This window comes from Thalassobacillus cyri (genome assembly GCF_900107755.1).
Classification (GTDB): Bacteria; Bacillota; Bacilli; order Bacillales; family Halobacillaceae; genus Thalassobacillus; species Thalassobacillus cyri.
In genome coordinates this window covers 56,965-80,398 of record NZ_FNQR01000015.1, presented here as the reverse complement: position 1 = coordinate 80,398, position 23,434 = coordinate 56,965, and the positions used below count along the sequence as shown (strand labels likewise).

Annotated in this window: 24 protein-coding genes and 2 riboswitches; of the genes, 1 reads left to right on the top strand and 23 read right to left on the bottom strand. The window is 41.7% G+C overall.

Features of this window, described 5'->3' with window-relative positions:
* From BLV00_RS16200 to BLV00_RS16130, 16 genes are all read right to left on the bottom strand, one after another.
* Complete coding sequence (locus BLV00_RS16200) at positions 1–1,536, bottom strand: sodium-dependent transporter (RefSeq protein WP_093046011.1); 1,536 nt, start codon at positions 1,534–1,536, stop codon at positions 1–3.
* Between the two features lie 230 nt (positions 1,537–1,766).
* Positions 1,767–3,347 (bottom strand): Na+/H+ antiporter NhaC family protein, encoded by a 1,581-nt coding sequence (locus BLV00_RS16195; protein WP_093046010.1) that lies wholly within the window; start codon positions 3,345–3,347, stop codon positions 1,767–1,769.
* A 170-nt stretch (positions 3,348–3,517) separates the two neighbouring features.
* Positions 3,518–3,702, bottom strand: a riboswitch (Lysine riboswitch).
* Between the two features lie 658 nt (positions 3,703–4,360).
* Positions 4,361–5,152 carry a sporulation protein YunB gene (gene yunB, locus BLV00_RS16190; RefSeq protein WP_245728995.1) on the bottom strand — a complete coding sequence of 264 codons (792 nt, stop codon included), beginning with the start codon at positions 5,150–5,152 and terminating at the stop codon, positions 4,361–4,363.
* 180 nt (positions 5,153–5,332) lie between these two features.
* On the bottom strand, positions 5,333–5,644 hold the full coding sequence (locus BLV00_RS16185) for a YunC family protein (protein ID WP_093046040.1): 312 nt from the start codon (positions 5,642–5,644) through the stop codon (positions 5,333–5,335).
* A gap of 101 nt (positions 5,645–5,745) precedes the next feature.
* On the bottom strand, positions 5,746–7,137 hold the full coding sequence (locus BLV00_RS16180; RefSeq protein WP_176791648.1) for a bifunctional metallophosphatase/5'-nucleotidase: 1,392 nt from the start codon (positions 7,135–7,137) through the stop codon (positions 5,746–5,748).
* Positions 7,138–7,149: 12 nt separating this feature from the next.
* Positions 7,150–7,977 carry a sulfite exporter TauE/SafE family protein gene (locus BLV00_RS16175; protein WP_093046008.1) on the bottom strand — a complete coding sequence of 276 codons (828 nt, stop codon included), beginning with the start codon at positions 7,975–7,977 and terminating at the stop codon, positions 7,150–7,152.
* 170 nt (positions 7,978–8,147) lie between these two features.
* Complete coding sequence (gene sufB, locus BLV00_RS16170) at positions 8,148–9,545, bottom strand: Fe-S cluster assembly protein SufB (protein WP_093046007.1); 1,398 nt, start codon at positions 9,543–9,545, stop codon at positions 8,148–8,150.
* Between the two features lie 33 nt (positions 9,546–9,578).
* Positions 9,579–10,025 (bottom strand): Fe-S cluster assembly sulfur transfer protein SufU, encoded by a 447-nt coding sequence (gene sufU / locus BLV00_RS16165; protein WP_093046006.1) that lies wholly within the window; start codon positions 10,023–10,025, stop codon positions 9,579–9,581.
* Positions 10,015–11,235 (bottom strand): cysteine desulfurase, encoded by a 1,221-nt coding sequence (locus tag BLV00_RS16160; RefSeq protein WP_093046005.1) that lies wholly within the window; start codon positions 11,233–11,235, stop codon positions 10,015–10,017. Before BLV00_RS16160 ends, sufU begins: the two co-directional genes overlap by 11 nt.
* On the bottom strand, positions 11,235–12,545 hold the full coding sequence (sufD, locus tag BLV00_RS16155) for a Fe-S cluster assembly protein SufD (RefSeq protein WP_093046004.1): 1,311 nt from the start codon (positions 12,543–12,545) through the stop codon (positions 11,235–11,237). The genes BLV00_RS16160 and sufD overlap by 1 nt, the downstream gene beginning before the upstream one ends.
* An 18-nt stretch (positions 12,546–12,563) precedes the next feature.
* On the bottom strand, positions 12,564–13,349 hold the full coding sequence (sufC, locus tag BLV00_RS16150; RefSeq protein WP_028783601.1) for a Fe-S cluster assembly ATPase SufC: 786 nt from the start codon (positions 13,347–13,349) through the stop codon (positions 12,564–12,566).
* 247 nt (positions 13,350–13,596) lie between these two features.
* Positions 13,597–13,737, bottom strand: a complete 141-nt coding sequence (locus tag BLV00_RS22070; protein ID WP_176791633.1) for a YuzK family famiily protein — start codon at positions 13,735–13,737, stop codon at positions 13,597–13,599.
* 235 nt (positions 13,738–13,972) lie between these two features.
* Entirely contained in the window at positions 13,973–14,338 is a 366-nt protein-coding gene (locus BLV00_RS16145; protein ID WP_093046003.1) for a carboxymuconolactone decarboxylase family protein, read from the bottom strand.
* 87 nt (positions 14,339–14,425) lie between these two features.
* Positions 14,426–15,268, bottom strand: a complete 843-nt coding sequence (locus BLV00_RS16140; RefSeq protein WP_093046002.1) for a MetQ/NlpA family ABC transporter substrate-binding protein — start codon at positions 15,266–15,268, stop codon at positions 14,426–14,428.
* A gap of 15 nt (positions 15,269–15,283) precedes the next feature.
* On the bottom strand, positions 15,284–15,952 hold the full coding sequence (locus BLV00_RS16135; RefSeq protein WP_093046001.1) for a methionine ABC transporter permease: 669 nt from the start codon (positions 15,950–15,952) through the stop codon (positions 15,284–15,286).
* On the bottom strand, positions 15,942–16,970 hold the full coding sequence (locus tag BLV00_RS16130) for a methionine ABC transporter ATP-binding protein (protein ID WP_093046000.1): 1,029 nt from the start codon (positions 16,968–16,970) through the stop codon (positions 15,942–15,944). Before BLV00_RS16130 ends, BLV00_RS16135 begins: the two co-directional genes overlap by 11 nt.
* A 105-nt stretch (positions 16,971–17,075) precedes the next feature.
* Positions 17,076–17,187, bottom strand: a riboswitch (SAM riboswitch).
* Between the two features lie 234 nt (positions 17,188–17,421).
* On the opposite strand from BLV00_RS16130, the gene BLV00_RS16125 reads away from it, so the two are divergent.
* Positions 17,422–17,841 carry a TlpA disulfide reductase family protein gene (locus BLV00_RS16125; RefSeq protein WP_093045999.1) on the top strand — a complete coding sequence of 140 codons (420 nt, stop codon included), beginning with the start codon at positions 17,422–17,424 and terminating at the stop codon, positions 17,839–17,841.
* Positions 17,842–18,058: 217 nt separating this feature from the next.
* On the opposite strand, the gene BLV00_RS16120 is transcribed toward BLV00_RS16125, so the two are convergent.
* The 7 genes from BLV00_RS16120 to BLV00_RS16095 form a co-directional block, all read right to left on the bottom strand.
* A complete protein-coding gene (locus BLV00_RS16120) occupies positions 18,059–18,373 on the bottom strand; it encodes a thioredoxin family protein (RefSeq protein WP_093045998.1) in 315 nt (104 codons plus the stop codon).
* Between the two features lie 15 nt (positions 18,374–18,388).
* Positions 18,389–18,745 (bottom strand): toprim domain-containing protein, encoded by a 357-nt coding sequence (locus BLV00_RS16115; protein ID WP_093045997.1) that lies wholly within the window; start codon positions 18,743–18,745, stop codon positions 18,389–18,391.
* 77 nt (positions 18,746–18,822) lie between these two features.
* On the bottom strand, positions 18,823–18,972 hold the full coding sequence (locus tag BLV00_RS21740; protein WP_143030739.1) for a hypothetical protein: 150 nt from the start codon (positions 18,970–18,972) through the stop codon (positions 18,823–18,825).
* A gap of 41 nt (positions 18,973–19,013) precedes the next feature.
* Positions 19,014–19,397, bottom strand: coding sequence for a glycine cleavage system protein GcvH (gcvH, locus tag BLV00_RS16110; protein ID WP_093045996.1), 384 nt, complete (start codon positions 19,395–19,397; stop codon positions 19,014–19,016).
* A gap of 99 nt (positions 19,398–19,496) precedes the next feature.
* Positions 19,497–19,853, bottom strand: coding sequence for an arsenate reductase family protein (locus tag BLV00_RS16105; RefSeq protein ID WP_093045995.1), 357 nt, complete (start codon positions 19,851–19,853; stop codon positions 19,497–19,499).
* Positions 19,854–20,447: 594 nt separating this feature from the next.
* The gene (locus tag BLV00_RS16100; protein ID WP_093045994.1) at positions 20,448–22,229 is read right to left on the bottom strand and encodes an acyl-CoA dehydrogenase family protein; all 1,782 of its coding nucleotides are present in this window, start codon (positions 22,227–22,229) and stop codon (positions 20,448–20,450) included.
* Between the two features lie 15 nt (positions 22,230–22,244).
* Complete coding sequence (locus tag BLV00_RS16095) at positions 22,245–23,420, bottom strand: acetyl-CoA C-acetyltransferase (protein ID WP_093045993.1); 1,176 nt, start codon at positions 23,418–23,420, stop codon at positions 22,245–22,247.
* Positions 23,421–23,434 lie beyond the last annotated feature (14 nt).

Here is a 23,434-nt window from a genome sequence, read left to right as displayed (position 1 = left end):
TTAAACGACCTCCTCTTTGCCCTGTTTTTCTTCCTTCAAAGAGCTAGCATGCCAACGTTTAAGGGTTAGCAGAATGCCAACTGCAAGAGCAAAGGCTGCTACCGACCATCCTCCAAAGAGGATGAAGGCATCGGAATACCCTTCGTAGTTACCTGTCTCTGTATCAAATTGTTTCATGAGGTTCTGTCTGAATAAGTCAAACATCATATACCCAAGAATAATCGGCGTAATGATACCTAAGCTAATCTTCCACCAGCTGCCAAGACGCATGTCTGATATGCCATTTGCATGATTCTGGAGATCAGTAAGCTTACGAAGGAACCATGCAACGATGACAACCTCTACCAATCCTACAAATGCTACACCGAATTGGTTGATAAAATAATCTGCAGCATCCAGGAAGAAAAGACCGCCCTGGGTAGAGAACAAAATGGAAATCAATGCAGCCAGACCGCCACCAAGCCCAACCGCTGCAGTTCTCGAAAGACCTAACTTCTCCTTAATCCCCGCTACATAGGTTTCTGAAATAGAGATAAGAGAAGATAAACCAGCAAGAACTAATGAAAAGAAGAATAAGAAGCCGAATAGCCCGTTCAACGCAGGCATTTCGTTAATGATCTGCGGGAACACGACAAAAGCAAGACCAACTCCGCCACTTACTACCTCTTCTACTCCCACACCATTTTGCTGCGCCATGAAACCTAACGCACCGAATACCCCAATACCAGCAAGCAGTTCAAAACTTGAGTTACCGAACCCTGTAATAAAGGCATTGTTTGTAATATCCGATTTTTTTGGAAGATAACTGGAATAGGTAATCATGATTGCGAAGGCAATAGATAAACTGAAGAAAATCTGCCCGTAAGCTGCAACCCATACGCTTCCATTCATAATCGTATCAAAGTTTGGTGCAAAGAAAGTTTGTAGACCTTCTGCTGCTCCAGGCAAAGTAATAGCTCGAAGCACAATAATCAGGAATAGGACTACAAGAGTTGGTATGAATATTTTGTTAGCAGCTTCAATACCTTTCTTGACACCCTTGAATAAGACACCAAGAGTAATCAGCCATACGAGGATTAATGGGAAAAAGACACCAGGTACCAGGCTTCCTGTTTGACCAGGATCTACGGATAAGTTCAAATAATCACTAAACAAGAAAGCCTCTGTATCTTGCCCCCAGCTCAAGTTAAACGCAAAGTAGCTGTAAGATATCGCCCATGCAATGATGACGGCATAATACGTAGAAATGACGAATGATACCAGAACTGCCCACCAGCCAAGCCATTCTGTCTTTTTATTCATTCGGAAGAATGAAAGCGGTGCAGAACCACGATATTTATGACCAATGGTAAACTCCATAACTAATAACGGAATACCAGCAGTGAGTAGTGCGAACAAATATGGGATAAAGAATGCTCCCCCACCATTCTCATAAGCTACTGCGGGGAATCGCCAAATATTACCCAGACCGATAGCAGAACCCATGGCCGCTAATATAAAACCAGCCCGCGTCCCCCATTGTGAACGTTTTTCCATTTTTCAAGACCTCCCTTTTGTTTTAATTCTCCCTCACTTTTCTATTATGCTTGTATTTAAGAGAGAATGTTAGAAAAATTTATTTTTTTCAGATAATTGAGCTTATCTGCTTGTATTATACCGTGACTAAAGAAGGGTGTCAAAGAAATATTAAATTATTCAGGTTTTTCTATAACAGGAAAAAACAAACAAAAAAGCGCGTCATCACTTTAACGCGCTTTTTCCAGTTATTAATTATTCACTTTCAATGACGGTGAAAACAGATGAATCAAAATACCTATAGCCCCTACCATTACCAACGTAATAATCAGTGGAAGCATTACTTGTCCGGTAAACCCTAAAATTAGATATCCAACTCCTGCAGCGGTTGCCGCAATCAAGGCATAAGGTAATTGAGTAAGCACATGATCGATATGGTTAGCGCCTGCTCCGGTCGAGGACAAAATGGTTGTATCGGAAATCGGAGAGCAATGATCTCCGAAAACTGACCCTGCCAGAACTGCAGATAATGCTGGTAGTATCAGGCTTGCATCTGATATAGCTGCGATTTCCCCAGCTATTGGCAGCATGATGCCGAACGTTCCCCAGGAAGTACCAGTACCAAGTGCCATGAATCCGGATACCAAGAAAATCAAAAATGGCAGATATGCCGGGCTTATGGAAGCTTTTTCAACAAGGCCAGCTAAATATTCTCCAGTAGCTAATTGATCAATAACTGAACCGATGATCCAGGCAAAGACTAAAATATAAATAGCTGGAAGCATAGCTTTTGTCCCTTCCCACAGCACATTGCCCATTTGAGATTTCGGTGCCGGCTGGAGGCCATAGAAAATTGCCGCAGTAATTACAGATAGTAAACCTCCTGTGAACAATGAGATATTCACATTCGTATTTTCAAAAGTGGCCAGCAAGGTGGCTGCTCCCTCTGTATTTTGAACACCTGTAACTACCATGGCACCTATGGTTCCGATAATCAACACAGCAATAGGAACTAATAAATGATAAATCCTGCCGTTATCATGAGGCTTGAATTCATCATTTAGATCTCCCGGAATATCCCCGCGTGATGGATCAGTAACTTCCCCTGTTTCCAATGCTCTTTGTTCATGTTTCCTCATTGGTCCAATATCAACCTTCATATATGCTGCCATGAATACTAATAATAAAGCAGCAAATACATAAAGGTTGGCAGGTATCATTTTAACGAAAGCTTCTAATGGCTGAAACTCAGATATTTCATTCGCTACGAGAATACTGCCGATTGTACCGATAATATAGGCACCCCAACTGGAAATGGGAGAAATGACTGTCACTGGTGCAGATGTAGAATCAATGAAATACGCAAGTTTGGCGCGTGATATTTTATACCGGTCCGTTAATGGTCTGGCCACCTGTCCGACTGCCAAAGCATTGAAGTAGTCATCAATGAAAATGATGATTCCTAAATATGCCGGTACCGCCTGTGCACCCGTGCGAGTTTTAATACGATTGATCGCCCAATCACCAAATGCCTTACTGCCTCCAGAGGCTGTCATGAAAGCAGTCACCATCCCAAGCAGGATTAAGAATAAGAACAGATAAATATTGCTCATATTCCATCCTTCCAGGGATAAGAGATTTGTTGTGTCAGCAATGAATATTTCATACAACATCGTCCAAATTGCTGCCACCGTATCAATAATATTGAAATTATAAAGAAGTAAAGCACCTATAATGATTCCGATGCCCAGAGACAATATAACCTTGCGTGTAACAATAACCAATAAAAGCATTAAAATTGCAGGTATCAAAGAGTAGATTGTACCTTCCATGCTAGTTCCCCTCCATATCTGTGATTCTTAAGGTTGTCACATTCTTTTGAATGTGGGGATGCCATGGGTATGTGGATATACTACTGGGGTAAATGAGGAATAAAAAAAGAACAATGAAAGAAAAATAATCCTTCATTGCTCTTTGACAGCAAGTTTGATTATCCTTCATTTCGATCAGTAGCGCACCATGCATCCATTTCTTTAGTATGCATGACAGTGCCTTTCCTATTAGGAAAAGCACCAGCATTTCCGTATTTGACTATACTTCATGCTTCGGCAGACAACCCTTTCACCAACCATCATCGTTGTCATTCTCCAGTTGATTACTTATGCAGCCTGCGCCTCTACCTCACCGATCTGATAAGGTCACGCAATATTAAAATTTCCTCGAGTATTGTATCAATTAATAGTTAATTATGCAAGAGATTTTCTGGAGATAGTCTTTGTTAAACCTCAGTGTTTTCCACTTAAAGCTCCCTTTAAGTGAAGACTCAATTTCGAGACTTTAGGTTGCGGTTATGGTGGCTGGGAATATAATCTCGAAACTCCTTCAAAAATGATGTGTATTTGAAGCAGAAAATACAATCAATTCGGCATTAGGGCAGGAACTTTCTTCTCGAAATTAAATAGTACATTCAAGGTGATTTTGATATGCTTATTCGGCAAGGGTCGTGGGGGAAGGGTGAGACTCCTGCGGGAAAGGATAGACTGGCAAGACCCCGCAGAGCTTTAGTTCGAGGAGGCTTGCCGTCTTCCCCGCGGAAAGAAATTAATGCGTAATCACCTTGGGAGAAACGACACGCATAAGCAGAACAGCAAAAGGGAAGGGTTCTTTCTTCCCGTTGATGGACTGCTTATGTCGCGAGTGTCTAGGTGATGGAGCTAGAAAGCGAATCCTTCCCCAACGACCCTAATCTCCTCCAATATCTTGAAATCAAGTCTTCGACTTTACGGCCCTATAATTGAATAGGTCTTTAGAAAAAGTCAATAACAATGTTTAACAAAGTCATGTTTTAAGGAGATGGATCTACTTGGAACCCGTCCATCGGCAGGGAGAATGAAGGTGATTTCTGACTTCCAGAGCCATTATAGAAATCCGGCACTTCACCCATGATCGTACTTTGATCAACTGGAATATCAGCTGTCACCACGGTGGTGCGTGTAGAAAACGGGATGACGATCCGCACGTCGACTTCGATATGTATCGTCAACTCAAACATAGCTGCATTGATCCCGTATTCGGTGATCTTATTTTCCACATTCGACTGGACGTAGCCGATCACTTCAAATTGCACCGGAACCCGAGGCCCTAAGTTGGCTAACAAAACATTATTGGTAGCCTGACCGATTGGTATTTCCACTAATGTAGGTGATTGTCTTTTATCTTCCGGGGTTTCCTCTTCCTCCTCTTCAAGCGGAACATCCAGTGGAGTACCTGGGTCAGGTGCTTCTCCCCGTTCCATTTGTTTCAAGTAATTCTGAACCCGAAAGGTCGTATTACGTAATACACGATTCACAACCACAGAATTCCATCCCATATATACAATGTTTCCACTTTCATCCTTCTCCATTTTTACAAGATCTTCAAAACTTAGATCATCGGCAATCCGTTTACTAACTGCTTCCAGAATGGCATCACGGCCAAACTGTTGTGTCTTTGTTTCAGCAATCTCTATCAAGGTCGGAGTAATGCCACGGTTGATTATCCATAAACTTAGGAAGGTGAAAAAAATAAAAAAGATGAATGTGACTATAAAGATACTGGCCATTGAAGGAGGCCCATGATTTTTCGCATATTTGCCCAACTGCCATACCCCCTTATGACATCCTATGTATGCTTTGAAGGAAATAGTATAAGCCTATTGTACAATCGTAAATCTCATTGCTCTTCAGCTGTTCCTTATTCATAAGAAAAGCCCAGAGCTATTAACTCTAAGCTTTTTTCAAAGTAACTATTCATTTTTTTGTATAACTTAAAATTTCATCTATGAGCTTGATGCCAGCTTTAACAATGCGTCTTTCCCTTTCATGCCAGGGTGCCATCCCTTTTCTTTACTGGCATTTGTCACTTTCTCAAGAGGTGCGTCAAGCAGCTGTTCAATGGTACGGACACCGACAGCCCGACCGGCAATCACCTTACGATCTGCCAACTTTTCACTTAATAAATCTACATCGAGAGCTGCACACATAATATAGCCCTCATCATTAGATACAATCAGCAAGTTGGTTTTAGGAAGTGCCACCGTTATTGCAGTAAAGGGGTATTCTTCTATGAAAATCGGTTTCACATCAATGATGGTCCCCACATCCTTTTTGTTTTACCTTATGAGGAAGGACGTAAAGATGTGAAAAGAATATAAAGAAACTCTAACGTTTACTCAAAACGTTAGAGTTTCTATTAATTTTCGCGTTTCAATGTCGCTACAAGCAAATCCCTTAACAATTCAGGCATATAATATTTTTTCTTCTTTGCATACGCAACTTCAGGAAGCAGACGACCAAAGGTGAATGTATCTGCAGTAGCTACCTGATAAACAGTGTCAGGCTCTAACGGCTCTCCTTTGAAAAGAACTTTTTCTATCCGTTCATTTCCGTGGCCATCTTTTTTTGTATGGATTTCAATTCCGGAAAATACCATACGCCCAATGACTTCACCGCGAAAGCCAAATCCTTTCAACTTGATTTCAGTAAACTCTTTCGTATGTGCTGCCCGGATTACTTCAAGAAGTTCATCACCACTCAATTCTACCTTACAAGGGTTCATCGGGTGCGGGCAGATACGATGGACATCTTCATAACAAACTTCTCCGGCAGCTAAATGATCGAGTAATACGCCGGCATTAAGCATCGCAATATCAGCTTCCGTCCATTCCTGAAGCGTTTCTACCAACCCCTTCATCAATTTTGTTTCATGAAACCAGCCTATTTCTTCAGAGGCAGGCAACTCCGTCACATGCTCTTTCAAATTAGCTATCGCTTCTTCCCTGATCGTCTGTAAAGTTTCGGCAGTGACCTGGTCTTTTGCCATATCTTCTGTAGGGATGGCATAGGCTTCTTTTCGTGTTAACTCCCCAATCTCATGATCCCACTCCAGCATAACTTCTCCCAGGTGTGTACCATGCTTGCCTGCAGCGGTAAGTAACGTATTTCCAATAAATTCACCACTCCGGAACAAATGGTGGGTATGACCTCCTATGATGATATCTATTTCTTTAAATCGACGCGCGATTTCTTCATCATCATTGATGCCAAGATGGGATAGCAGAACGATGATATCTGTTTGTTCGGATAATGCCGACAGTTCTCGTTCTAAGGTTTCATACGGAGCTTCGACACTCCAGCCAAGCATGCTATAAAACAATTGGAAGGGAGCAGTCAAACCGATGACACCGATTTTCACTCCTTGCTTGCTCTCGACCACTTTATGGGCTTTGAGCCATGAGGGTTGTGGCTCCTTCTCTCTTTTCAAATTGGCACATAACACTTCGAAATCAGCTTCATCGTACAATTCGTACAATCCTTCACGGGATAAGGTAATGCCTTCATTATTTCCAAGGTTGGCAAAATGGTATCCTGCTTGGTTCAACAGCCCGACATTACCCTTCCCCATCAGTCCTTCAGCAATTGGATGGAACCTGTCTACATGATCCCCATTATCCAGCAGCCAATAACTCTGGCCCTGTCTTTCCCGTTTATCTTTTTGTTGATTAAAATATCCAATGATTTGTGGCCAATTTTCAAAATGGCTGTGAAGATCATTCGTATAATATAAGAATATTTTTTCCTTCATCATCAAATCTCCTTATCCTATACCCTTCAAGATCAATCGAATCGCTACAATTATCAACATCACTCTAAGAAGCCATTCGACGTACTGTCCTTTCAACACTTTATTCACTTTTGCCCCTAACATGCCACCTAAATATGCTCCTGGAATAAACGCCAGCGTGTATAACCATTCTACATTACCCAATAGGATGTGGGTAACAGAATTAGATATGCTCATAAAGAAAATCATGAACATCGAGGTGGCTGTGGCAATGTGGGCTGGAAAACCAAATAATAAGATCATGGCCGGTACCATCAAGGAACCACCGCCGATTCCGAATAATCCGGACATCATTCCCACTGAAAATGCCAACAAACCACCAGCAACCGGGGAATAAGCATACCGGTGTGTCTCTCCATCAAGTTCCATTTCCCGTTGGATACCACCCCTGTTTTTTTCTAACGGGGCTTTCTTACTTTTTCTGGGCAGGAAAAACACCCCGAATACGAATAACATTAATATCCCGAATAATAGCGAAAATTTCCCGGCAGAAAAAAACTGATTCAGAAAGGAGCCAAGGATCCCTCCAGGAACACTTCCTATAAGAAAAATCCATCCGCTTTTAAAATCTACCCGCTTACTTTTCATATAGGATAAAGCGGAGGACATCCCTGTAAAAATCATCGTAATTATAGATATTCCTACTATTTTTTGAGGCGTCGCCCAACTGAATGCCTCGAAAGTCTGGCTTAAGAACAACATGACAGGGACGAGAATGATTCCTCCGCCAAGCCCGGCGATACTCCCGAAAAAAGCCGAAACCAATCCGATAAGTACGGAGATGATTAAAACGAATACCATTTATTTCACATCCATATTTACATTCTCATACTAACATATCATTGTTAATGTATAGCATGGAAGAGATTATAAACTCTTTTCCATACCCATACCCGTTAAGAAATAAGAAAAACCGTGCTGCTGATTCATATCAACAGCACGGTTCATTTTAAATTGAAAGTTATCGGAGATTAACCGATGGAACCTTCCATTTCGAATTTGATAAGACGGTTCATTTCAACCGCATACTCCATTGGTAGCTCTTTAGTAAATGGTTCGATAAAGCCCATGACAATCATTTCTGTCGCTTCTTCTTCAGAAATACCACGGCTCATCAGATAGAAGAGCTGTTCTTCAGACACTTTAGATACTTTAGCTTCGTGCTCTAACGAAATATTCTCGTTCATGATTTCGTTATAAGGGATGGTATCAGAGGTTGACTGATTATCCATGATAAGTGTGTCACATTCAACGTTGGAACGTGCACCTTCTGCTTTGCGTCCGAATTGGACGATACCACGGTACGTTACCTTTCCACCATGCTTAGAAATAGACTTTGAAACAATGGAAGAAGACGTATTCGGTGCCAGATGAATCATTTTCGCACCGGCATCCTGATGCTGACCTTTACCTGCCAGGGCAATGGACAATGTCATTCCACGTGCGCCTTCGCCTTTCAAGATAACAGCAGGATATTTCATGGTCAGCTTGGAACCAAGGTTGCCGTCAACCCATTCCATCGTTGCATTTGCATCGGCAGTAGCACGCTTCGTAACCAGGTTATAGACGTTATTTGCCCAGTTTTGAATGGTTGTATAACGACAGTAAGCATTTTTCTTAACGAAAATCTCGACTACTGCACTGTGAAGAGAGTTGGTTGTATAGACAGGAGCTGTACAACCTTCTACATAGTGGACAGAAGCGTCTTCGTCTACGATGATCAGCGTACGCTCAAATTGTCCCATGTTTTCTGAATTGATACGGAAGTAAGCTTGCAATGGTGTTTCCACTTTTACACCTTTTGGTACATAGATGAAAGAACCACCGGACCATACCGCAGAGTTCAATGCAGAAAACTTGTTGTCAGATGGAGGAATGACTTTTCCGAAATACTCTCTGAAAAGTTCTTCGTCCTCTTTCAAAGCTGAGTCTGTGTCTTTAAAGATGATCCCCTGTTTTTCCAGGTCCTCTTGCATGTTGTGGTAGACTACTTCAGATTCATACTGAGCAGATACACCAGCAAGATACTTCTGTTCTGCTTCAGGAATTCCTAATTTATCAAACGTATTTTTGATTTCCTCTGGAACTTCATCCCAGGAACGCTCAGAACGCTCAGATGGCTTCACATAATAAGTGATTTCATCGAAATCAAGTTCGGCAAGGTCGCCGCCCCACTGAGGCATCGGCATTTTATAAAAATGCTCCAATGACTTTAAGCGGAAGTCAAGCATCCATTCCGGTTCTTCTTTATAGCGGGAAATTTCTTCAACAATTTCTTTTGTCAGTCCTCTTTGAGTACGGAAAATGGAAATATCCTTCTCATGGAACCCATATTTATAATCTTCGATTTCTGGCGCCTTTTTGGCCATAATCAAAAACCTCCTTTTGGTGTTATACCGTGACTAAGACTGTCCTTGTTCGTCAACACCTTTTTCCATAGCCTTCCATGCCAGTGTGGCACATTTGATTCTAGCCGGGAACTTCGAAACACCTTGTAATGCTTCGATATCCCCTAAATCAAATTCCTGTTCATCAATCTCTTTTCCTTGCATCATATCTGAAAAGAGCTTTGACATCGACAAAGCATCTTCTATACGCATTCCTTTGACGGCTTGCGTCATCATGGAGGCAGAAGACATACTGATGGAACATCCTTCTCCATCAAACTTAGCATCTTTGACCAGCCCATCTTCTACTTGCAGCTGAAGCTGAATGCGGTCGCCACAAGTAGGATTGTTCATGTCGATGGACATGTGGTCGTCCCCTTCAATAGTTCCACGGTTTCGTGGGTTTTTATAGTGATCCATGATGACTTGTCTGTAGAGTGTATCCAGGTTATTAAAAGACATCGCCAAAATACTCCTTTGTTTTTTGTAATCCTTCGACAAGTCGATCAATATCTTCTTTTGTATTATACAAATAAAAGCTGGCACGGGCAGTAGCTGAGACATCCAGCCAACGCATCAATGGCTGTGCACAATGATGACCGGCACGGACCGCGATGCCTTCCGCGTCAAGTACGGTAGCAACATCATGCGGGTGTACATCATCAAGGTTAAAAGTGACCAAGCCAGCGCGTTCATCAGGGCCATAAATCGTCAGGCCATCAATCTCCCTCATACGATTCATCGCATAGTCGACTAACATATGCTCGTGAGCTTCAATCTCCTCCAGCCCAATTTCATTGATGAAGTCGATTGCTGCTCCAAGGCCGATAGCACCACCGATAATCGGCGTTCCACCTTCAAATTTCCAAGGCAGCTCTTTCCATGTTGCGTCGTAGAGATTAACGAAATCAATCATCTCTCCGCCAAATTCAAACGGCTCCATGTCATTCAATAAGGCACGCTTGCCATAAAGCACGCCAATGCCTGTAGGTCCGCACATTTTGTGACCAGAAAAAGCATAAAAATCACAATCCAAATCTTGTACGTCTACTTTTAAATGGGGAGCGCTCTGCGCCCCATCGACAAGCATGACAGCCTGATGCCGGTGGGCGATTTCCGCTATTTCTTTAACAGGATTGATCGTCCCCAATACATTGGATACATGCATGACTGCTACAATTTTAGTGTTATCCGTAACGGTTTCTTCTACATCTTTTAAATCAATGGTACCGTCTGCTTGAAGCGGGATATATTTTAAGGTTGCTCCGGAAGCTTTTGCCACTTGCTGCCAAGGTATGATGTTGCTGTGATGTTCCATCGGAGTGATCACAATTTCATCTCCCTCGCCAAGCTCTGCACGCCCATAGCTGGAGGCCACCGTGTTGATTGCGGTCGTTGTTCCACGAGTGAATATGACCTCTTGCGTACTGTTAGCATTGATGAAGCGGCGAACCTTCTCACGGGCTCCTTCATATTCATCTGTAGCTTTCGTGCCAAGAGTGTGGACACCACGATGAACATTGGAGTTGTAACCTCGATAATATTCATCCAATTTTTCAATTACAGAAGCCGGCTTCTGTGAAGTGGCAGATGAATCCAAATATACAAGCGGATGTCCATTAACCTCTTGATCCAGAATCGGAAAGGATTGACGGACAGCTTTAATATCCATCAATTTACTTTCCCTTCTATCACTTGTGTCAACTGCTCCTTCACCGCTTCAATCGGCAGTTGATTTACTACAGGAGCCAAGAAGCCATGAATGACAAGACGCTCCGCTTCTTTTTGTGACATCCCGCGGCTCATCAAATAGAATAGTTGCATTGGATCAACACGACCTACAGATGCCGCGTGTCCTGCAGTTACATCATCTTCGTCAATCAGCAGAATCGGGTTTGCATCCCCACGGGCATCTTTACTTAGCATTAAGACACGTGATTCTTGTTCAGCGTTGGACTTAGATGCACCATGTTCAATTTTACCAATACCATTGAAGATGGCAGTCGCTTTATCCTTCATGACGCCGTGTTGCAGGATATACCCTTCGGAAGCTTTACCATAATGGACAATTCGTGCGGTGAAGTTCTGCTTTTGGTTTCCGCGTCCCACAGATACTGTTTTCGCATCACCAAGAGAATTCTCTCCCATCAGGTAGGTATAGTTTTCCGAGATAGTATAGCCGTCATTCATTTGGCCAAGTGCCCATTCAATTTTTGCATCCCGGTCTGCAACCCCACGGCGATTTACATACGTAGTAGTACCAGCGCCAAGGTTATCTACAGCTCCAAAAGATACTTTTGCGTTATCATGGGCAAATACTTCAGTTAGAATATTAGTTACTGCTTCTTCGTCTTCTTTATTATGAGAGATATAATTTTCCACATAAGTCACGGAACTGTTCTTATCCGCAACAACAATGACGTGATTGAATAAGGCAGCTTCAGGATCTTCCTGCCAGAAAATCGCTTGAAGTGGTTCTTCCACTTGTACGTTCTCCGGAACATAAACGAACACTCCGCCATTCATCAACGCAGCATGCAATGCAGTAAGGCGATGTTCATCTACTTGAATCCCGTCTTTCATATAATATTTTTCTACAAGATCGCTGTTTTCATTAACCGCTGTTTTCATGTCTGTGAAGATAACACCTTTATCTTTCAATGATTTAGATAAAGAAGCATAAGCGGGACGTTGATCTCTTTGAATCATTAAGTTTTGTTCAGCTTTATCCTGGTCAATAAAGTTTTTGATTTGATCTGGCAACTCTGCTAACGACTCCATTTTCTCCCCACGTAAGTCATGTGTGAATTTTGTGAAGTTCCAACGGTCGATTTTTGTTTTATCAGGCTTTGGCATCGGCAGGCGTTCCGCTTGCTGCAATGCATCAAGACGAAGGGTTTTCATCCACTCTGGTTCGTTTAAGCCTGCAGAGAATTTGCTGACATATTCTTTGTCATATCCTAGTGAGATTTCTACTGTCATGGTATCCCTCCTATCTGTTTACGCTTTTTGACCTACAGTTTCATCTTCAATTCCAAGCTCCTGCTTGATCCAGTCGTAACCTTCATCTTCCAGGCGTTGAGCCAGTTCTGGTCCACCGGACTTCACAATACGGCCCTTCATCATGACGTGTACTTTGTCAGGAGTGATATAGTTCAATAGACGTTGATAGTGAGTGATGATCAGGCAACCGAAATTGTCGTCGCGCATCTGATTAATTCCTTTAGAAACGACTTTCAAGGCATCGATGTCCAAACCAGAGTCAATTTCATCCAAGATTGCGATAGCCGGCTTAAGCATCATCAATTGAAGGATTTCATTACGTTTTTTCTCACCACCGGAGAACCCTTCATTAAGATAACGCTGTGCCATGTTCTTATCCATCTCTAATAAGTCCATTGTTCCGTCCATCTCTTTGATGAATTTCATCAAGGAAATCTCATCGCCTTCTTCACGCCGTGCGTTGATAGAAGAACGAAGGAAGTCAGAGTTTGTTACACCACTGATTTCGCTTGGATACTGCATTGCAAGGAATAGCCCTGCTTGCGCACGTTCATCTACTTCCATTTCCAATACGTCTTTCCCATCAATATACACTTCACCCTCAGTGATTTCATATTTTGGGTGACCCATGATCGCTGATGCTAAAGTGGATTTCCCTGTTCCGTTCGGTCCCATTACTGCGTGGAATTCTCCACCGTTTATAGTCAAGTTGACCCCTGTTAAAATTTCTTCACCTTCGATCGCTACGTGAAGATTCTTGATTTCTAAAGTTGATCCTGCCATAACTGATACCTCCATATCTATTGTAAATCATTTTTTGATAAAGGATCATAATCCATTCTCAATCTATTCTCATTACAATCTTATATCATTTCGAAACTGTTATCAACTTTTTTCGCTATACGTACCAGACTTTCTAAACCATTTGGTTAAAAAAATCTACGTTCTTAGGATAACATGGACTTTCCTTATTATATAGACATAAACGGAAAAAATCAGGTGGTATGCTACCACCTGATTTTATAATTTATTATTTATGCAATTGACGATCTACTTCAGCCACTATTTTACGGCTTTCTTCGTGATCTTTTTGACGACGTTTTTCAACTTTTAATCGCTGATCTAACTTGTTGCTATATTCGGCATAGCCAATTCCGTGGGATTGCTGCATAGCTTTCTCCATTTCGGAAGTATAATTCAGCTTAAGTTGGTCGTTAATAATAAATCAATCCTTTCGGTTTTTGTATGCTATTAAGTGTAGCACAGGTATATTACCCCGACCAAAACGCATTTAAACCAAAATAACCGGATGGTATACTAATTGTATTTTTATACAACATTTAACAGGGCACCAAGGATATATAATCAAATTTGCTCCTCGTTACTCCGTTTTGCTCGAATTATACTTAATGTTGCAAATTTTGCAACTCTTGATACGCTTCTTGTACTAAAGTAACAGCCTGGCTCATTGCAGCCCCGCCGCCAAATGCAGCAGAAACCCCACAGGCCTCCATGATTTCTTTCTCGCTTGCTCCTTGATCTATACAGCCTTTTGTGTGATAAATCATACAATATTCATCTTGGGCGACAACGCTGATGCCAAGTGCAATCAACTGCTTCTCTTTTTCTGAAAGTTCACCAGCCTCAAAGGCTGCTTCCGTAAAAGCATTGAAGTGATGAGCAATCTTCGGCATTTTTTCTGTAAATGTGCCAATTCCATGCTTATATTCTTGAAGATATGCTTCTGTGAATGTCATTTTTTGTTCTTCCATAAAAAAACCTCCCAGTAATAAATACATATTAATGCTAGTATAAGCAAAAACATGGTCACTATCCTGAGAGGAGGTTGTTAAAAAATGTTATTGTGCACCATCTACTGGAACTACCGCTCCATCATATTGTTCTTTCATAAATGTTTGGATATCTTCTGAACGTAATACTTCTACCAGCTTTTGCAAGGCTTCTGAATCCTTATCTTCGCTTTTCGCAGCAATGACATTCACATAAGGTGATTCGGAACCTTCAAGTATAAGAGCATCTTCACTAGGATTTAGACCAGCTTCAATTGCATAATTGGTATTAATGGCAACTAAAGCATCTTCTTCCCGCTCATAGTTTGAAGGCAGAAGTTCTGCATTGATCCCATCGTCGAACTTTAGGTTCTTAGGGTTTTCAACGATATCCTTGGTGGTAGCATCTACTTTCTTCACATTTTCATCCAGCTTGATCAGTCCTTCTCTTTCTAATAAGGAAAGAATTCGTCCATGATCGGCAACAGAACGACTTAGCAATACATCGGTTCCCTCTGGAACTTCCTCAACACTTTTGATGTTTTTAGAATAGATCCCCATTGGCTCGATATGAATACCGCCGAGGTTCACGAAGTCATAGCCGTTATCAGCCATTTGCGTTTCCAGGTAAGGAATGTGCTGGAAGTAATTCGCATCAATCCGGCCTTCTGCCAGGTCTTTGTTAGGTAACACATAATCCTGATACTCTTCGATCTTCAATTCAATTCCTTCCTCTTTTAGAAGCGGTTTCGCTTCTTGAAGGACCTCCGCGTGAGGAACGGAAGTTGCGCCTACTTTGATTTCCTTCTTCTCTGAAGATCCATTCGATCCAGATTCTTCATCTGAGCTGCCACAAGCAGTAAGCACTACTATTAATAATCCTGCTAAAATACCTGTTAACCATTTTTTCATAACCATTCTCCTTTTTTATCTTTTATCTAATGAACGTGTCAGGATGTCCCCAATGAATTGGAAAATGAACACGATGAGGACAATTAACACTGTACATACAAATACCACATCAAAATCACTTCGTTGGAATCCATAAAAATAAGCGAAGTCTCCTAAACCGCCCGCGCCAATCACACCTGCTACTGCAGTGTAGCCAATAAGAGCGATGGCTGTCACCGTAAGACCTGATACAAGTGCGGGCATCGATTCTTTGAGCAGGACCTTGAAAATGATTGTTGAATTCTTAGCCCCCATGGATTTTGCTGCTTCAACCACCCCTTTATCTACCTCTCTTAAAGCTATTTCAACCAGTCTGCCGTAAAAAGGTGCAGCTCCGATGATCAAAGCCGGTAACGCAGCCTTAGGGCCACGTATCGTTCCCATTAAAAAATCAGTAAAAGGGAATAACAATAGGATCAAAATAATAAAAGGAATAGCACGGAACACGTTTACAAATGCTGCCGTAACCCAATTAAGGAACTTATTCTCCCATAAACCTCCTGGACGGGATAAAAACAACAGCAGCCCAAGAATAATACCTAAAAACAAGGTTCCAAGCACAGATATGATGGTCATGTAAAGTGTCTCATTGGTAGCAGTGATCATATCCTGTAGCTCGACATTCGGAAACAATTTATTGAACATTCGGAATCACCTCCACTTCTACTGAAGTGTCCTGGATATAAGCTTGAGCCCTTTCAATTTCATCCTGATCACCTTCTACGTGGACGAACAATGTACCGTACGCCCCTTTTTGGGTTTGCGTGATTTTTCCATGCAAAATATTCAAATCAATTTTAAATTCCCTGGAAAGTTCGCTTATCAATGCCTGATTCGTACTTTCACCTACAAAATGAAGGCGCAATACTTTACCGGACTTGTAATTCTCATGAATCAAATCAAGGGAGTGGTCTTGGTCAGGATCTCCCATCACTTGATCAACAAATTTTTTAGTCACCGGACGCTTGGGATGCAGGAAGACATCTAAAACATCTCCTTGTTCTACCACTTTTCCATTTTCCATTACTGCAACGCGATGACATATCTTTCTGATTACATGCATTTCATGGGTGATCAATATAATTGTAAGTCCAAGTTTTTCATTGATATCAACTAATAAATCAAGAATCGAGTCCGTTGTTTCAGGATCCAGTGCAGACGTCGCTTCATCACATAATAGAACTTTCGGTTTATTAGCCAGCGCACGAGCAATGCCTACTCGTTGCTTTTGCCCTCCGCTCAGTTGGGAAGGGTACGCATTTTCTCTCCCCTTCAAACCTACAAGCTCAACCAACTCTTTCACTCGCGCCTCTCTCTTTTCCTTCGGCATCTTAGCGATTTCTAACGGAAAAGCGATATTATCTTTGACAGTGCGCGACCAGAGCAAGTTGAAATGCTGGAATATCATTCCAATTTCCTGCCGGGCTAGTCGCAAGTCATTCTTGTTCATACTCGTTATTTCTTGCTTATCGATCGTAACCGAACCCGAAGTAGGATCTTCGAGACGATTCAATAAACGAATGAATGTACTTTTTCCTGCACCACTATAACCGATCACCCCATAAATCTCTCCGGATTGAATATTCAAATCAAGATGGTCTACTGCGGTGACATCTTGATCTTTTGTATGAAAGACTTTTGTCAGTTCTTTAATTGAAATCATTTCATGCCGCCTCCTACAAGCTTGACTTCATGCTCGTTAAATTAAAAAAACGCCTATTTCTGCTTACGAGAACAGAAAGGCGCTTATGTATCAAGCTGCTCCGTTCTCTTATCTGTCAGAGTTGATTACTCTGCAGGAATTGGCACCTTTTCAAGCATAATCGCTTGACGGTTGCCGGGCTTCATCGGGCCAGTCCCTCCGCCTCTCTTAATAAGAGATACTATTTTGTTGCTTTAATTTTTGTGCTTTAATCCTTTTAAGTGTCACAAAAAGGATTGTAGCACGGCTTAAAAATAATTGTCAACAAAATTCAACTTATTTAGATTTTAATTTGGATTCACTATGGAGAATCTTCACTGGTCACCCACGGGAGATGACCGAATTCCATGCTTCTTCCTTATTTTTTATGATAGGATTGATAAAAGAATAATTGCTTAAGGAGGGAACAACCATGGAAAAAGCACCACTTTTTCAATTACCGGAAATGCATTCCGGAGTCGTCTATGATGTCAACGGAGACATCGGAAAAGTGATCGTACTGACTTTTTGGGTATCATGGTGTCCGGACTGTGCCAGGGACTTGCCTATGAAAGAACAATTGAACCGCTCAATGGATTCAAATAAAGTCCGCATGCTTACTATTAATGTTGCAGGCCGGGAAAGAAGCAGCCAAGCTGGAGAAGACTTTGCAACAAAGTTCCTGACGCAGCAAACATTAGTAGATGACGGAAAAAGCATATACGAGCAGTATCAATGTACCAGTGTGCCCACAACCATAATCATTGATCAAGAAGGATTTATAGCGGCCAGATTCGACGACAAGGCAAAATTCCTTGAAATAGTAGAAAAGATAGGGGATTTAGTGGATTAGAAATGAGCCGATATATCGGCTCATTTTTGCTGGGGAAAACTTTCAGCAGTAACATTTTATTTAACAACTATCTATTGTAAAAGGATAGTATTTGTAAACCGTCTATTAAATTCACTTCATAACCTGAAGGAAAAGAATTTTTCACAAAAAAACAGCCCTTAAGTATCATGCCGGGTAAGGGCTGCTGACTTCTTTCGTTATTTCTTGGGAAATAATATTAGGAGTTGACGTATTTAGACACCGCTCTCTGCATATAAGTCACCGAATGGAAAGCATAGATTTTTTCCTTGATTTTACCGTCTGCCAGAATTAATAAACAAGGTACACTCTTAATTTGGTATTCCTGCATGAAAGCAGGATGGATGGCCGCATTCAATTCAAAAAACAAATCTTGCTTCCACATTGCCTCAATGGTATCTAACATCTTTCTGGCCATATGACACGTTCCACAAAATGGGCTATGAATAAAAATAAGTGCACGCTTCTTTTTTTGGATTGTTTCACTATTCGGTGCTAATTCAAGTTGTTCCATCCTAACCCCCTTCCCTTAAATCAGATAGATTGGTTTGACATTGAAATGCTGGCTTAACAGCGCTCTAGCCAGTTCGGGTTCAGGTGTAGTGGCTACTTCTCGATAAGCTTTATCAACATAGATATGCTCGGCATGGGGAAGCTCGTATGTCAATTGTTTACGTAATTTATGGCCGGAATCATCTTCGTCCACCAAAATGTAAACGGAACGATCATCAAGGTTATAGTCTAAAATCATTTCCTCCATCCGTTCAACGCCTAACGTACCATGAGTGCATAGAATCTCTACCTGATCATCCAATATCTTATTGATATGTTTTTTATCAGTAATTCCCTCTACAATGAGAATGGGTAATTGGTTATCATATTCCATCTGGAATCCCACCCGGTCACTTAGTAAAACAGACCATGCTTTGATGATAGCATGGTCTGAGGTTAACTAACGATTATTCAACACCAGCCGCCATCATCACAATCTACATATTGGCGGACTTTAGGCGCCTCTTGTTTTGTTGTTTTGTTTGCAAGCTGGCGCTGTCTGCCAATTTTTTCGGCAGCTTTTTTTGAAGTGAAATTATTGGTTTTATTCATTTTATCCATCAGGTCACCCCTTATGTATAGAGTTCCCAATGAGAATAAAATTAGTCTTCTGAAATCATTTCCTCATATTGTTCAGCAGTCATCAGTTCGTCCATTTCTGATTTATCAGAAGGTTCCACGATAACCATCCATGCTTTTTCGTAGGGGGATTCATTGACAAACTCCGGACTGTCTTCCAGTTCCTCGTTCACTTCCACCACTTTACCACTAACTGGGGCATATAGCTCAGAAACTGTCTTGACAGATTCTACACTACCAAATGGCTCGTCCGCTTCCAACTCATCTCCGACTTCAGGCAATTCAACGAAAACAATATCTCCAAGTTCGGATTGTGCGAAGTCAGTGATTCCGATACGTACTTTTTCTCCCTCTGTTTTTACCCATTCGTGCTCTTCAGAATAACTTAGATCTTTTGGTAAACTCATGACTAATCCCTCCAAATTATAATTATTATAATTAAGCTGCATTATTAACATAAAAGCTTTTTGCCTTTAATGCCAATGATATGCTCATTCCCTACTGCATCATTTCCAAGTATTCTCGAAAACGGACTCTTTAAAACCTACCGTCACCTGTTTTCCATCTGTAACGATCGGCCTTTTGATCAACATACCATCTGATGCTAACCATTCCACCATTTCAGATTCACTTGCTTCCTTAAGCTTATCCTTCATTCCCAGCTCACGATACTTTTTTCCACTTGTATTAAAAAACTTTTTCGCAGGAATGCCGCTTTTATCTATGTAATCCTGCAGCTGAGTTTGATTAGGCGGATTTTCGACGATATGTACGGTTTCATATTCTACGTCATTCTCATCCAGCCACTTTTTTGCTTTTTTACAAGTTCCACACTGTGGATACCAATAAAAGGTTACTGCCATAAGCTCTCTCCCCCTTATGATTTACCATGCCTATATTCTATCACAACCTTGGAATACATTTCATTAAACAGGGAAAGCGGAATCATTATTTTTCTTAAATACTCTGTTAAATCAAGTGTTGATTTTACGGATAGGCTCCCGTTTGCTGAAGAATCAGTTTCGAGATGGTGGGGTCCGTTACCGGGAGAGGAAAGGAAAGGAATGGCCTAGGAAGCATCTCGCATTCCTGGCAAGCTTCCTCGGGCTAAAGCCCTGCGTGCGGGATGAATATGACAGGTGAGACCCTGGAAGACGAAGTCTGATGAGGCTCAGCACATGTCCGCGGAAAGAGAGTCGTTCCCCACCGGACCGTTATTCAGATAAATATCTCGAAATCGAGTGTTCCGTAATACGTCCATTAGTGGCATAAACTTCTTATGAAAATAAACAACAACACTTAATAGAGCTTTCTTTATAGAGCAGATCAGCTAAATGATGGAACGGCATTCTTTTGCCTCTATTATAATTCGTTAAATAAAAACAAGACCGGCTACTGTTGCAGTCGGTCTTGCTTAGTCCGTACGTGTGGTGACCCCCTATACCTTTAACAGCAGCTTATACGATGTATTTTTCTTCTTTAATTAAGTTCGCTGCAATTTCACGTTTTTTCGCAATAACGTTTGTTGGTGTGTGACGGGTTAATTTCTTAAGTGCCCCAAGCATCATGCGTAAAGTATCTCCTGTTTCTGAAGCGATTAATGTTTCCTTCGCATGCGCTTCTATACGATTGAATGCTTCCTGCACATAAACTTGTGTATATAGAAGTTTTTGCTGAGCTTTTTCTGCAGACTTGTTCATCGCTTTTTCGGTACGAAGCAATGCTGATTCCATATTGTAAATTTCAGCAACGATATCAGCGATATTGACAAGTAATTCTTGCTCTTTCTCTAGTTTTTCGCCATACTTCTGAGCAGCGAGACCAGCCGCTACCAGCGCAATCTTCTTAGCATTTTTCACTAAATACTTCTCTTGCTCTAATGGCTCTGTACCTGGCTCTTCAGGCATCATCATCATTAATTCTTCTTGTAGGGACTGAGCTTTTTGCAATAATGGAAGTTCACCTTTCATTGCTTTTTTCAATAGTGTTCCAGGAACAATCATCCGGTTAATTTCATTGGTGCCTTCAAAAATCCGGTTGATTCGGGAATCGCGATAAATACGCTCCACTTCATACTCTTGCATGAACCCGTAACCACCGTGAATCTGTACAGCTTCATCAGCTGTAAAGTCCAGCAATTCGGTACAGAATACTTTATTCAATGAACATTCTATGGCATATTCCGCGATTACTTTCGCTACTTCTTTACCATCTTTAAGTTGTTCTTCAGACAGTTTTCCCATGCTTTGTTCAAAAAGACCGACTGTGCGGTAGACAGAACTTTCATTAGCGTATGTGTTGACTGCCATAGAAGCAAGTTTTTCCTGGATTAATGAAAAGCTGGAGATCGGTGTTTGGAACTGTTTACGTTCATTTGCATATTTTACAGCAAGTTCGATCGCGCGTTTAGAACCACCAACTCCGCCAATAGCAAGCTTGTAGCGACCTACATTTAAAATGTTGAAAGCAATGACGTGACCGCGTCCGATTTCACCAAGTACATTCTCTACAGGAACTTCTGCGTCTTCCAAAACTAATGTACGTGTGGATGAACTCTTGATTCCCATCTTCTTTTCTTCAGGACCCGTGGAGACACCTTTATAGTCCCTTTCTACAATGAAAGCTGTAAATTTGTCGCCATCAATTTTTGCATAAACAACGAACACATCAGCAAAAGCAGAGTTTGTAATCCACTGTTTTTCCCCATTCAATACATAATGTGTGCCAGCTTCATTCAATTTTGCTGTTGTTCTAGCACCTAGAGCATCAGAACCAGAACCAGGCTCCGTCAACGCATACGCTGCAATCAATTCCCCAGTCGCAAGCTTCGGCAAATATTTTTGCTTTTGTTCATCATTACCAAAAAATACAATTGGCAATGAGCCGATTCCTACATGGGCCCCATGTGTTACCGAAAAGCCGCCAGCGCGAGAGAACTTTTCTGTAATCAAAGAAGAGCTGATTTTATCTAAACCAAGTCCACCGTATTCTTCCGGAACATCGACACCAAGCAAACCTAGTTCACCGGCTTTTTTCAACAGATCCACAGAATGTTCGAATTCATGGTTTTCAAGGTTATCAATTTTAGGAACCACTTCTCCTAAAACAAAGTCTTCGGTTGTTTTGGCGATCATCCAGTGTTCATCCGTGAAGTCTTCAGGGGTAATGACATCTTCTGCTGCAACATCCTCGATTAAAAATCCGCCGCCTTTAAACATTTTTTCTTTCGTTTCACTCATTTTGTTTTCCTCCTCTTATAATAATTCAAATACTCCAGCAGCACCCATTCCGCCACCAATACACATGGTTACGACACCAAACTGTTCGTTGCGGCGTTTCATCTCATGCATCAAGGTAAGTGTAAGTTTCGTACCGGAACAGCCAAGTGGATGTCCCAGCGCTATTGCACCTCCGTTGACATTGACTTTATCTGTATCGAGCCCCAGCTCACGAATGACACGCAAGGATTGAGAAGCAAATGCTTCGTTCAGTTCAAACAGACCGATATCAGATTGCTCCAAGCCTGCGAGTTTCAAAGCCTTTGGAATCGCAGCAATTGGGCCCACCCCCATGATTTCAGGCTCTACACCTGCAACAGCGAAAGATCGGAACTTAAGAAGAGGTTTCAACCCTTCCGCTTCTGCTTTTTCCTTATCCATTACTAACACAGATGCAGCCCCGTCACTCATTTGTGAAGAGTTACCTGCGGTTACTGTTCCCTTTAAGGAAAATGCAGGTTTCAGTTTTGCAAGTACCTCTTGTGTCGTTCCTGGACGGACTCCTTCATCTTGAGTAAACAATTTGGTCGTTTCTTTAACTTTATTATTGGAACCGAGAACCCGGTCTGTCACTTCCACAGGGACGATTTCGTCTTCAAATCTACCCGCCTCAATAGCTGCTGCTGCACGGCGATGACTCTCTACAGCAAAGGCATCCTGGTCTTCACGGGAAATCTGGAAACGGTTTGCTACTTCTTCTGCCGTATGTCCCATCGACATGTAATATCCCGGTGCATTTTCAACTATTTCTATGTTGGGTTTGATTACATGGCCGGGGACAGGAACCATACTCATGGATTCCGCCCCACCAGCAATAATAGAATTGCTCTGTCCAAGCATGATTCTTTCTGAAGCATAAGCGATACTTTGCAATCCCGAAGAACAGTATCGGTTTATAGTGATTCCTGGGATGGTATGAGATAAACCGGCTAATGCTCCGATATTTCTCGCCATATTCATCCCTTGCTCTGCTTCAGGAATCGCACAGCCTATAATGACGTCATCGATATCCCCATCATAATTACCTGCCCGACTCAACGTTTCTTTTATTGTTAATGCGGCTAAGTCATCTGGTCTTGTATTGGCGAGCGCCCCCTTTTTTGCTCGGCCAACCGGGGTGCGTGCCCCTGCAACAATTACTGCTTCTTTCACATTTCCTTCCCCCT

Excerpts from the sequence above, each read along its gene's own strand:
- BLV00_RS21740 (WP_143030739.1), bottom strand. The coding sequence starts at position 18,972 with ATGGATAAAATGAATAAAACCAATAATTTCACTTCAAAAAAAGCTGCC.
- BLV00_RS16140 (WP_093046002.1), bottom strand. The coding sequence starts at position 15,268 with ATGAAAAAATGGTTAACAGGTATTTTAGCAGGATTATTAATAGTAGTG.
- BLV00_RS16145 (WP_093046003.1), bottom strand. The coding sequence starts at position 14,338 with ATGGAAGAACAAAAAATGACATTCACAGAAGCATATCTTCAAGAATAT.
- BLV00_RS16100 (WP_093045994.1), bottom strand. The coding sequence starts at position 22,229 with ATGAGTGAAACGAAAGAAAAAATGTTTAAAGGCGGCGGATTTTTAATC.
- BLV00_RS22070 (WP_176791633.1), bottom strand. The coding sequence starts at position 13,737 with ATGCAGCAATCCCACGGAATTGGCTATGCCGAATATAGCAACAAGTTA.
- sufD (WP_093046004.1), bottom strand. The coding sequence starts at position 12,545 with ATGACAGTAGAAATCTCACTAGGATATGACAAAGAATATGTCAGCAAA.
- BLV00_RS16160 (WP_093046005.1), bottom strand. The coding sequence starts at position 11,235 with ATGGATATTAAAGCTGTCCGTCAATCCTTTCCGATTCTGGATCAAGAG.
- BLV00_RS16195 (WP_093046010.1), bottom strand. The coding sequence starts at position 3,347 with ATGGAAGGTACAATCTACTCTTTGATACCTGCAATTTTAATGCTTTTA.
- BLV00_RS16200 (WP_093046011.1), bottom strand. The coding sequence starts at position 1,536 with ATGGAAAAACGTTCACAATGGGGGACGCGGGCTGGTTTTATATTAGCG.
- sufC (WP_028783601.1), bottom strand. The coding sequence starts at position 13,349 with ATGGCAGGATCAACTTTAGAAATCAAGAATCTTCACGTAGCGATCGAA.
- BLV00_RS16120 (WP_093045998.1), bottom strand. The coding sequence starts at position 18,373 with ATGGAACAACTTGAATTAGCACCGAATAGTGAAACAATCCAAAAAAAG.
- BLV00_RS16135 (WP_093046001.1), bottom strand. The coding sequence starts at position 15,952 with ATGTTCAATAAATTGTTTCCGAATGTCGAGCTACAGGATATGATCACT.
- sufB (WP_093046007.1), bottom strand. The coding sequence starts at position 9,545 with ATGGCCAAAAAGGCGCCAGAAATCGAAGATTATAAATATGGGTTCCAT.
- BLV00_RS16175 (WP_093046008.1), bottom strand. The coding sequence starts at position 7,977 with ATGGTATTCGTTTTAATCATCTCCGTACTTATCGGATTGGTTTCGGCT.
- BLV00_RS16180 (WP_176791648.1), bottom strand. The coding sequence starts at position 7,137 with ATGAAGGAAAAAATATTCTTATATTATACGAATGATCTTCACAGCCAT.
- BLV00_RS16125 (WP_093045999.1), top strand. The coding sequence starts at position 17,422 with ATGGAAAAAGCACCACTTTTTCAATTACCGGAAATGCATTCCGGAGTC.
- sufU (WP_093046006.1), bottom strand. The coding sequence starts at position 10,025 with ATGTCTTTTAATAACCTGGATACACTCTACAGACAAGTCATCATGGAT.
- BLV00_RS16130 (WP_093046000.1), bottom strand. The coding sequence starts at position 16,970 with ATGATTTCAATTAAAGAACTGACAAAAGTCTTTCATACAAAAGATCAA.
- BLV00_RS16115 (WP_093045997.1), bottom strand. The coding sequence starts at position 18,745 with ATGGAATATGATAACCAATTACCCATTCTCATTGTAGAGGGAATTACT.
- gcvH (WP_093045996.1), bottom strand. The coding sequence starts at position 19,397 with ATGAGTTTACCAAAAGATCTAAGTTATTCTGAAGAGCACGAATGGGTA.
- BLV00_RS16105 (WP_093045995.1), bottom strand. The coding sequence starts at position 19,853 with ATGGCAGTAACCTTTTATTGGTATCCACAGTGTGGAACTTGTAAAAAA.